General features: G+C 72.6%; 10 protein-coding genes. All 10 read right to left on the reverse strand.

The genetic code is table 11. The annotated features are described in order from the left end of the window. Positions 1–33: 33 nt before the first annotated feature. The 10 genes from ACIREO_RS38935 to ACIREO_RS38980 all read right to left on the reverse strand — a co-directional run bounded on the left by ACIREO_RS38935 (position 34) and on the right by ACIREO_RS38980 (position 8,817). Positions 34–465, reverse strand: a complete 432-nt coding sequence (locus ACIREO_RS38935; protein ID WP_404119603.1) for a hypothetical protein — start codon at positions 463–465, stop codon at positions 34–36. A 9-nt stretch (positions 466–474) separates the two neighbouring features. After that, positions 475–2,730 (reverse strand): hypothetical protein, encoded by a 2,256-nt coding sequence (locus ACIREO_RS38940; RefSeq protein WP_404119606.1) that lies wholly within the window; start codon positions 2,728–2,730, stop codon positions 475–477. Between the two features lie 123 nt (positions 2,731–2,853). Next, positions 2,854–3,045, reverse strand: a complete 192-nt coding sequence (locus ACIREO_RS38945) for a hypothetical protein (RefSeq protein WP_404119608.1) — start codon at positions 3,043–3,045, stop codon at positions 2,854–2,856. Positions 3,046–3,048: 3 nt separating this feature from the next. Beyond that, entirely contained in the window at positions 3,049–3,570 is a 522-nt protein-coding gene (locus ACIREO_RS38950; RefSeq protein WP_404119610.1) for a hypothetical protein, read from the reverse strand. A 263-nt stretch (positions 3,571–3,833) separates the two neighbouring features. Continuing rightward, complete coding sequence (locus tag ACIREO_RS38955; RefSeq protein ID WP_404119613.1) at positions 3,834–6,008, reverse strand: DUF2637 domain-containing protein; 2,175 nt, start codon at positions 6,006–6,008, stop codon at positions 3,834–3,836. Between the two features lie 136 nt (positions 6,009–6,144). Continuing rightward, positions 6,145–6,294: a hypothetical protein gene (locus ACIREO_RS38960; RefSeq protein ID WP_404119615.1), complete on the reverse strand. Its 150-nt coding sequence runs from the start codon at positions 6,292–6,294 to the stop codon at positions 6,145–6,147. 344 nt (positions 6,295–6,638) lie between these two features. Then, positions 6,639–6,827: a DUF5999 family protein gene (locus tag ACIREO_RS38965; protein ID WP_404119680.1), complete on the reverse strand. Its 189-nt coding sequence runs from the start codon at positions 6,825–6,827 to the stop codon at positions 6,639–6,641. A gap of 205 nt (positions 6,828–7,032) precedes the next feature. Further along, a complete protein-coding gene (locus ACIREO_RS38970; RefSeq protein ID WP_404119618.1) occupies positions 7,033–7,329 on the reverse strand; it encodes a WhiB family transcriptional regulator in 297 nt (98 codons plus the stop codon). Positions 7,330–7,582: 253 nt separating this feature from the next. Beyond that, positions 7,583–7,792, reverse strand: a complete 210-nt coding sequence (locus ACIREO_RS38975) for a hypothetical protein (protein ID WP_404119621.1) — start codon at positions 7,790–7,792, stop codon at positions 7,583–7,585. 164 nt (positions 7,793–7,956) lie between these two features. Beyond that, positions 7,957–8,817 (reverse strand): hypothetical protein, encoded by an 861-nt coding sequence (locus tag ACIREO_RS38980; protein ID WP_404119623.1) that lies wholly within the window; start codon positions 8,815–8,817, stop codon positions 7,957–7,959. Positions 8,818–8,827 lie beyond the last annotated feature (10 nt).

Below are 8,827 nucleotides of genomic sequence, written 5' to 3' on the forward strand. Positions count from 1 at the left end.
CCCTTGCGGTGCAGGTGGGGAGGGAAGAGCCGGTCAGCGGTTGCTGTAGAAGCTCCGGTCTGCCATGGGGACCGACATCCGGTTCACCGCGTCGGCGACGGGGCCGTAGTCGGCGATGTGGGCGTCGGCGGTGTCGTGGAACAGCGTCGACATCTCCTCGCACTCCACCGCCATCGCCTCCGCCTCATCGAGAACCGAGAGCATCACGGTGGCCGCGTCGCGGTGTTCGCCGATGGTGTCCTTGTCGACGGTCTTCGCCGCCGCCAGGTCGGCGAGCCGGTTCACCTGCTTCGCGCAGTTCTCCACGTACTTGAACGTGGAGCGGACCGTCTCGGACAGCCCGATCATCTTGGCGCTGGCGGCGGTGAGCTGGACGATGACGACGCCGTAGCGGATGCCTTCGCCGATCACCGAGCCGGTCGCCGCGAGGGCGCCGCCGATGCGGGGGACCAGTTCAGAGGACATGGGCACCTCCTATTCGTTGTGGTAGTCGGCTTCGGCCGGGGCGGCGTGGCCCTGGTCGCGGGTGACGTCGGCGACTTCCCGGTGGCGTTCCGCCGCGTTCTCTCCGGCGACGCGGATCGCCTCGGAGGCAGCGGGGATCTTCTCCGCGACCGCCTCCGCGCGCGCCTTCACGTTCATCGCCTTCTCCGCCAGGAGCAGCACCCAGCCCTCCAGGACGCCCGGCACCTTGAGGTCCATGACCTTGGCGTGCAGGTACTCCAGGCGGGTCGTGAGCTTCTCGCAGCCCTCCGCCGCCTCCCTGGCGTTGTCGGCGCCCGCCATGATTTCCTCCGCCATGTCGGCGTCGGAGTCGATGACGTCGTAGATCGTCAGGTCGGAGTCGGCGTACTGGGTGTTGGGTGCCTTGCGCGGCATGGGCACAACCGGTGCGGCCACGGGCGCTCCTTTCGTTCCGGCGGGCAGCGCGACCCGGCTCGTGGTGGTGGATTTATGGCGGCGCTCCTGGGCGCCGGGGCCGCCATCGAGGCGCTCCAGCGTCACGGTGGTGTCCACGGTGTGGCCCCAGCCGGGCGGCGGGCCGAAGCCCCCGCCCGGACCGGCAGGTCCCGAAGCGGTGCCCCGGCGGGCGTTCGTGCGCTCCCACCGCTCACGCGCGCCACGGCCCTTGTTCGGGTCCTTGCGCCCGCTCCAGCGCCAGCCCTTGCGCTTGCCCTTCGGTGCGCCGGTGCCCGTTCCCGGGCCGGGCCCGGTCGGACCGGCTGCCGGACCGGCGGGGCCGGCCTTCTTGCCCGAGCCCTTTGCGCCGGGCTTCTTCTTCAGGTTGACCCGCGGCTTCTTGCGCAGGTTGACCTTCGGCTTCGCCGCTCCCGGCGTACCGGCCCCGGCGGGGCCGGCGCTTCCCGAACCCCTGGTGCCGGGCTTCTTCGTGAGGCTGACCTTCGGCGGCCGCGGCTTCTTGGTCAGGCTGACCTTCGGCGGTGCGGGCGTCTTGGGCTTCTTCGTCAGGCTGACCTTCGGCGTGGTCGGCGCCGTCCCGGCCGCCGTCGCCTTGCCGCCCTTCTTGGGCTTCTTGCCGGTGCGCGGCCGGGCGATGACGGGCTGCAGCCGCTTGCGGCGCTTGTTCAGGCGGCGCTCGGACTCCTTCGCGATCGCCTGCGGCAGCGTGGTGCGCCCCGTGCCGGAGCCGGAGGACCCGGACTTGGAGCCCGAGCCCTTGGAACCGGAACCCGTTCCCGGGGTGCCGCCCGACCCCTTCGTCCCCGGCTTCGGGGATTTCGGGGACTTCGAGCCGGAGCCGGGTGTCGCACCCGGGCCGCCCGATCCGGTCTTCTTCCCCGACGGGCCGCCGGAGCCGCTGCCGGGTGTGCCGCCCCTGCCCCCGCCGGACTTCGGCGACGGGCCGTTCTTCGGAGCGGGACCGTTGCGGACACGGTCCGCGGCCCGCTGCCGGGCGGCCGACCGCAGACTCGGTCCGCGGTCGGTCTTCGAGTTGCCCGAGCCGTTGCGGACCCCGCCCGAACCACCCCCCGAACCACTGGAATTCCGGTTCGCGGGGGTCTTTCCGCCCGAGCCGTCCAGTGGCTTCTTGCGGGACGGCGAGAGCCTGGACTGCCCAGGTGTGCCCCCGCCGCCGGAGCGGCCGCCAGAGCCGCCGCCAGGGCCCTTGTTGGGCGTCTTGCCCCCGCCGCCGCCCGGCCGGTTCGGTCCTCCTCCGGACCGCAAAGACGCCGGAGTGGAATTCTTCGAAGAATTCGAGCGGCCTCCCGAACCGGAAGAATTCCGGGACGACTTGCCGAATTCAGGACCGGACTGGATACGCGATTTCTGGCGGGCCGCGTCGACCCCGATGCGGGCCTTTTCGAGTTCCAGCCCGGACTTGTCCGCCGCCACGCCCTGCTGATCCGCGATCGCGCGGTGGTGGTCGTGACGGGCTTTCAGGTAGGCGGCTGCATGATAGGCACCGCGCATTGCCGCGACGGTGATTCCCGCCATCATCACCACCGACATGGCGGCCACGCCACTGCCGGAGGACTGGGAATCCCCGGAAAGGCCCGGATCGCGATGTGCGGTGGTCGTGCCCGCCGCCGCGCCCCCGGAAAGGTCAGGGGCGTCGGCGACGGAAAGCGAAGCGGGAGGTGCGAGAGCGGCCACGGGGGCCAGGACCGGGAAGCCGCCGGAGGCCGGCGGCGGGTCGTCCGCGACCGCCCCGGGGATCCGCAGCCCGGGGAAGGGGTGGAGCGTCCCTCCGGTGTCGTCATCGGCCATCGGCCGGTCTCCTTCCTTGGTCACCCTCCGTGACCCATCCGGGGTCGCCTCACGCGTACGCGTACACGCGTACGTGGCGACCCCGGATCACGGGGATGAAGTGATGATGATGAGCGCGAAGCGTTACGGCCTGCCCTGCTCCTGCTGCTCCTTGGTCCACTTGCTGAGCAGCCGGACCAGGTCGGCCCACACCTCGTCGTCGCGACCGGCGATCGTGCGTGCCAGGTCCCATGTCGTGCGGGCGCGGTCCGGGTTCGTCTGGGCCGCCGCCAACCGCTTGTTCCAGTAGTCGAGCTGGCCCTGGGAAAAGGCCATCGGTTACGCCCTCCTCTGGTTGTCGAGGAAGTCCAGGAACGTCGGCTCCTGCCCCTCCGTGCCGGACTTCTGGGCAACGGCCTTGCCGTCCTTCGACGGGTCCTCCAGCCCCAGCGCCATGCCCTGGAGCTGTCCGGCGGTGTTCACCGCGCGGGCGTTGCTCAGGCCCTTCTTGTTAGCCTTTTCCAGCTCCTTCTTCTCCGCCTGCCTCTCCCGCTTCGCGGGGAGTTCGACGTAACGGCGCTGGAATTCCGAGTCGAGCTTTCCGGAGTTGTTCACCGCGTCCCGGAGGTTCTTCTCCAGATTCGCCAGCGGACGGGACGCCAGATAGGCCCGGATGCGGTTCTGGAACGGCTTGTCGCCGTCGAACCGCATGTTTTCCAGATCGAACCGGTACTCGCGCAGCAGCGCCTGGACCTCATCGGCCAGCTGCCGCAGCCGCTCGCGCTGCTGGGCGCCGTACACGGCGGTGCCGCCGGGCTTCATCAGGTGGTCCGAAGTCCACCGCTTGTTGTTCTCGGGCATGGGAGAAGACCTCCAGGTCTCGGGGGTGGGAGGGGATGGGGTCCGTGGGTCCGTGTCCCCGAGGCGTGCGTGCGGGGCCGGGATCGTGCTCGGGTCGGGCGGCTCGCCCGCGTCCCGCTCGGGGCGGGGTGCGGGCGAGCGGCCTGCCGGCCGTGGCCGTCACCGGTCCGCGCTCGCGGTGTGCGAGCGCGGGCCGGTGGCGACCATGAGCGGCAGGGGTTCTGCCAGGAGGGTGAGCGCATCGGCGCTCACCGGGCGCTCACCTACGCGCTCGGGGTGGCCTCTTCGACCTGAGCGCGCAGGCGCTGGGCGGTCGGGCGGGAGACCGGGGTGCCGGTCGTACCGTCCAGGTCCGCGTCGGTGAGCGCGTCGCGGATCTCCGTCCACTCGGGGCGGCGCCCGAGCTCGGTGTAGAGCAGACGGATGCGAGCGTGGCGGCGCTTGGTCAGCGCGTCACTCTCGCTGCGCGTAAGCGCCCCGTCCGCTCGGTGAGCGTCGTCGTCCGCCGTGTCGCGCTCACCCTCGTGAGCGCCGGAGGTGAGCGCCGGGCGCTCACGCTCACCGCTCGCCTCGCCCTCGGTGAGCGCGCTCATGTCGGGGTGAGCGCGCGCGCTCTCCTCCACCCGCTCGATCGTGTGAGCGTCCTCGGGGGTGAGCGTGTCGGCGAGCGCGGCGGGCGCTTCCCCGAGCTTGAGCGTCATCCGCTTGTCCAGTGGAGCCTTCCAGCGCCACAGCCAACCGAACTCTTCCTTGAGCTGCGCTCGCAGGTACGTCTGCTCCTGGAGGCGGGTGAGCGCCTCCGTGTAGGAGGTGATCTCCCACAGGATCATCCGGCGGCGAAGGCGGGCGGTGGGGATCGGGGCGAGGATCCAGCGGCTCCGGCGTACCGTCTCCATCCGCTTCTTGCCGGTGACCGCGCCGATCCGCGTGCCGTACACGTGCGAGGCGATCTCCGAGAAGATCACCCACAGCAGCGTCAGGGCAGCGTGCCCGAGACGGCCGCCGGCCGTGGAGGACGCCTGCCAGTTCAGGTAGACGGTCACCGCCGTCAGCGCGCGGGGCACCCAGCGGATCCAGCGGAGCTCCATGCCCATCCGGATCAGGATCAGGCTGGCGCCGGTGAACGCGGGGATGGCGACGTCGATGCCGACGGGCAGCAGCCACGGCCAGTCCCAGCCCCAGGTGGCGGCCTTGGCCTCCAGTGCGGTGTAGGAGGAGAGCAGCCCGAGGGTGGAGACGGTCGCGGCCGCCAGGACGATCCCGACAACCAGCACCAGCTCCTGGCCGGACAGCGGCGGCACCCCGCCGACGGGCCGGGCCTCCTCGCGGGCCTTGCGCCGCTTGGCGCGCGACTCGGTCCGGATCTCCCGGCGCCGCGCCCGCTGCACGGTGCGCTGCGCCGCCGCCTCGAGGACCCGGTCCGCCTCGGTGAGGGCCGACGCGGCGGCGGCCTGATCGGCCGTGGCCTGCGCCGCCGCCTCCCGGGCAGCCTTCGCGTCGGCTTCGGCCTGCTCGCGCAGCCGGACCACGTCCTTGTCGGCGGCGGCCCGCAGCTCCTCAGCGGAGATGCGGGCATCGGCCAGGGCGCGGTCGGCGTCGGCGCGAAGGCCAGCGGCGACCTTCTCGGCTCCGGCCCGTACCTGCGTGGCCTGGCCGTCCGCGCTCTCGCGCATCCGGTCGGCCTCGCCTCGCGCCCGCTCCAGCACCTGTTCGGCGTCGGTCGTCGCGCGGGTGCGGGTCTCAGCCGCGGTGCGCTCCGCACCGGCCAGCAGCTCGGTGCGCTGTGCCTCCGCGTCGGCGAGCGCCTTCGCGGCGGCCTGCGCGGCCTCGGTCCGGACCTGCTCCGCCTGGACGGCCGCCGTGGTAGTGACCTCCTGCGCCTGGCGGCGCGCGTCGGCGAGCAGCTGCTCCACCGTCACCTTGGCGTCGGCGAGGACCTGATCGGCCTCACCGGCCGCCGTCGCCGCGACCGTGTCGGCGTCGCGGCGCGCGTCGGCGAGCAGCTGCTCCACCGTCGCGTCGGCGGCGGCACGGACCTGGTCGGCGTCGGCGACCGCCGTGGTGGCGGCCTCCGTACGGACCTGGTCGGCTTCCTTCATCGCGTCGGCGATGATCTGCGCCTGCTCCGAGTTGACCGCCGCGGTGAACGAGGCGGCCTCCGTACGGGCGTCTTCCATCAGTTCGGCGGCGAGCGCCTGGCCGTCGGCGAGGATCCGCGCGACGTCGTCGGCGGCCAGGTCCCGCAGATCGGCGGCGCGGTCGGCGGCGTCGGCCAGGAGCGGGTCGGCCTCCGGGTACACCAGCGGCACGGTGGTGTCGGGGGCGGCGGCCTGAGCGGGGATGGAGGCCGGCGGCGGCGTCGCCTTGGCGCGCCCGTTGCGGGGCTTCGTGTTCGCTGCGGGCTGGCGCCTGCGGCGGGTGGCGGGCTTGGTGGCCACGGGGTGTCCTCTCTTCCGGGCGCCTCCGTGCAGAGGGGCACCGTGGATCTACGGCGGTGGGTAGGGTCGTGACCAGGCCCTCCGGGACCCCGGCAGCTCTAATGCCGGGGGCTCGGAGGGCCGTTGTGCTGGGTGGTCAGTGCCGGGCGGGCAGCGCGGCGGCGTCCTGTACGAGGTGCTGGCGCAGCCAGGCGACGGCGGCCGGAGTCATCGCCCCGGTGTCCGGCTCGCTCAGCGGCGCGGTGTCGATGTCGTGCATCGCGTCGGCCGCCGGGAGCGGCCGCATGTAGTCGGGCTCGATCCCGGCGCGGGCGGTTGCCGCTCAGCTCCGTCAGGTCGTAGAGAAGCTTGCCGCTGTGGACGTTCGTCCAGGACCGCTCCACCCGGCCGACGAACGTGTGGCCCGGCAGACCGAGCCAGAACCGTTCGACGTCGCGGAACAGGACCAAGTCGCCCTTGAGGTAGTGGGTCTTCGGCTGGACGGCCTGCGTCTGCGGCTGCTGCGCCATGGGCTCTCCTCATATCGCGTGCACCGGCACGAGGCCGGGCGTCCGGGCTGTCCGGCTCTCAGTCACCGCCCGACCCGGCCGCCAGGAGTTCGGCGGTCGGTGCGGGCGGATCAGGCAGCCGTCAGACCGTGGCGAGGGGCCGGTGCGGGGCGATGATCCGGCCGTCGGGCAGCAACTCGCCGGTGTCCTCAAACACCAGTACGGCGTTGCAGAGCAAGTTCCAGCCCTGCTCCGGGTGGGACGCCACGACCTGCGCGGCCTCGCGGTCGGAGCTGGCAGCCGACGGGCACTTCGGGGTGTGCGTGCACAGCGAGTCCGGCAGCGCGGTGGTGCCGGTGAACGTCGTCGCGATGTCGAGCTGGAGGCTGCTTTCCATGGGGCTCTCCTGCGGGGAGGAAGGCGAATCCCGGGATTGTCCCGGGCTGGAGACGTGCGAAAAGGCCGGCGGCCCGCCGTGCGGACAGCCGTTGTACGTCGGTACTGCGAGGCGGGCCGGAAGTTGCCCAACGCTCCCGTCAGGCGGTGCGCTGGCGGGCCGCGCGGCGCCTGAGGGAACGGCGCTCCTTCGCGGACAGCCCGCCGAACACGCCGTAGTCCTCGCCGCGCTCCAGCGCGCCCTGGAGGCAAGACTCCATGAGCGGGCAGGTACGGCAGACGGCCTTGGCTTCCTCCTCCCAGAGGAGCGACGGGCCGGTGTCGCCGATCGGGAAGAACAGCTCGGGGTCCTCGCTGGCACAGGCCGCGCGGGGGCGCTCGATGATGTCCGTGGTGTCGGCGCCGTAGTAGGCGGTGCGTACGATGGAGCGGTTCATCAGGGCCTCCCAGAAGGTCCGTTCGACAGCCCCGGGGGTGCATCCCCGGGGCTGTTCGCGTGTCTGCGGCCGGACGGCCGGAGCGGGGGTGAGCTCCCGACGCTCTCCGCCGGCCCCGCCCGTGGGGGCGCGGGGACGACGGGCAATGCCGGGGGATCGGGTCAGCGGCGGTTGTTCTCCGACCGCTGGTTCTGCTCGCTGTTCTTACGCGAGAGCTCAGCGCGCTCCGCGTCGGTCAGGCTCGTGATGGCGTTCACCGGACCGCCCCCATCTGTGCGAGGGTCCGGCGGGCGCGGCGGCCAGCCTTCGCCGCGCGGGAGTCGCCGTCGGCCACCAGGTGGCGGACCAACCAGTGGAAGGCGTCGGTCTCGTCCCGCTCCGGGCCGCGCTGGTTGTCGTCGTCCTCCATGTCGTCGTAGAGGCCGTTCGACGGGGCGGGAATCGTGCGTGCCATGCTGGGCATCAGGTCCTCCAGTCAGGTCCTGGACGGTCCGAGGGCTGCAATCCCACGGGCTGTCGCGATCACTCCCCAAATGGGGAGTCGACTGCTGTACGAGCAGCCGCGGCCCCGGCCTCCCCGATCACTCGGGATGGCCGGGGCCGCGGTCGTTCGTCCGGGCCGGTTGGTCAGGCGGCGAGTGCGGAGCTTCGGCAGCGGGCGGTGTACGCGGCTGCGGTCTCGCCCGAGGCCGGGGCGGGCAACGCGGCCCTGACCGCAGCCACCAGGGCGGTGTGTGCGGGCTGGTCTGCCGGGGTCAGGGGGCGGCCCTCGATCGTGGCCAGGTGCGTGTAGGCGGCGCGGGTGAGGTGCTCCGCAAGGGCGTCGCTCGCGCACCGGTCCTGGTCGGCGTCGACCAGGGCATGGAGGATGCCAGTGGCCAGGGCGAGGACGGAGCGGCGATCCCCAGCGGTCTGGGGAATCATGGCCAGCGGGGCGCCGGCGGGTCCGTCGACGGCCCGGCCTCGAGTGGTGGGGATCGCGTCGGCGGGAACCGTACGGGCGGCGTCGGCCTGGCGGGCGGCGGGCGCCGCGCGCTCCCACTGAGCTCGCCGGTCGGCGGGGCGCTCCTGGGGCCGGGCGACCTTCAGAGTCTGGACGGTGGCGCGGCGGTGGCGGGTGATGTCGACCGCGAGGCGCTCCTCGCGTGCCCAGTCCCTGTACTGGCGGCGCCAGGCGTAGTCGGTGATGTCTACGTCGATGAGGCGGTTGCTGGAGCGGCAGCGGATCGCGGCGGCGACGCCAGCCTTGCCGGTGTGGTGCGGGACCGTCTTGAGCAGGTAGGTGCCGCGGTGGGAGGTCACGGCCACCCAAGTGCCGCAGTCCGGGCACACCAGCGAGATGCGGCGGGTCTGCGTGGTTTCCACGGTCCGCATGTCGATGTGTCCGGGCGACAGGGCCGAGAGGGCGATCGCGTCGAGAGTGCTGACGCGGGAGGTGTGGGTGTGGCCCTTGCGCTTGGCGGCCTTGGGCATGGCGAGCTCAGGCATGGCGACTCCT

This window comes from Streptomyces sp. NPDC102441, from assembly GCF_044765585.1.
In the GTDB taxonomy this organism is placed as follows: domain Bacteria; phylum Actinomycetota; class Actinomycetes; order Streptomycetales; family Streptomycetaceae; genus Streptomyces.

What these genes read in the sequence shown, in the direction of transcription:
- ACIREO_RS38975 (WP_404119621.1), bottom strand. Translation starts at nt 7,792, where the DNA reads ATGCCCAGCATGGCACGCACGATTCCCGCCCCGTCGAACGGCCTCTAC.
- ACIREO_RS38970 (WP_404119618.1), bottom strand. Translation starts at nt 7,329, where the DNA reads ATGAACCGCTCCATCGTACGCACCGCCTACTACGGCGCCGACACCACG.
- ACIREO_RS38980 (WP_404119623.1), bottom strand. Translation starts at nt 8,817, where the DNA reads ATGCCTGAGCTCGCCATGCCCAAGGCCGCCAAGCGCAAGGGCCACACC.
- ACIREO_RS38945 (WP_404119608.1), bottom strand. Translation starts at nt 3,045, where the DNA reads ATGGCCTTTTCCCAGGGCCAGCTCGACTACTGGAACAAGCGGTTGGCG.
- ACIREO_RS38950 (WP_404119610.1), bottom strand. Translation starts at nt 3,570, where the DNA reads ATGCCCGAGAACAACAAGCGGTGGACTTCGGACCACCTGATGAAGCCC.
- ACIREO_RS38960 (WP_404119615.1), bottom strand. Translation starts at nt 6,294, where the DNA reads ATGCGGCCGCTCCCGGCGGCCGACGCGATGCACGACATCGACACCGCG.
- ACIREO_RS38940 (WP_404119606.1), bottom strand. Translation starts at nt 2,730, where the DNA reads ATGGCCGATGACGACACCGGAGGGACGCTCCACCCCTTCCCCGGGCTG.
- ACIREO_RS38935 (WP_404119603.1), bottom strand. Translation starts at nt 465, where the DNA reads ATGTCCTCTGAACTGGTCCCCCGCATCGGCGGCGCCCTCGCGGCGACC.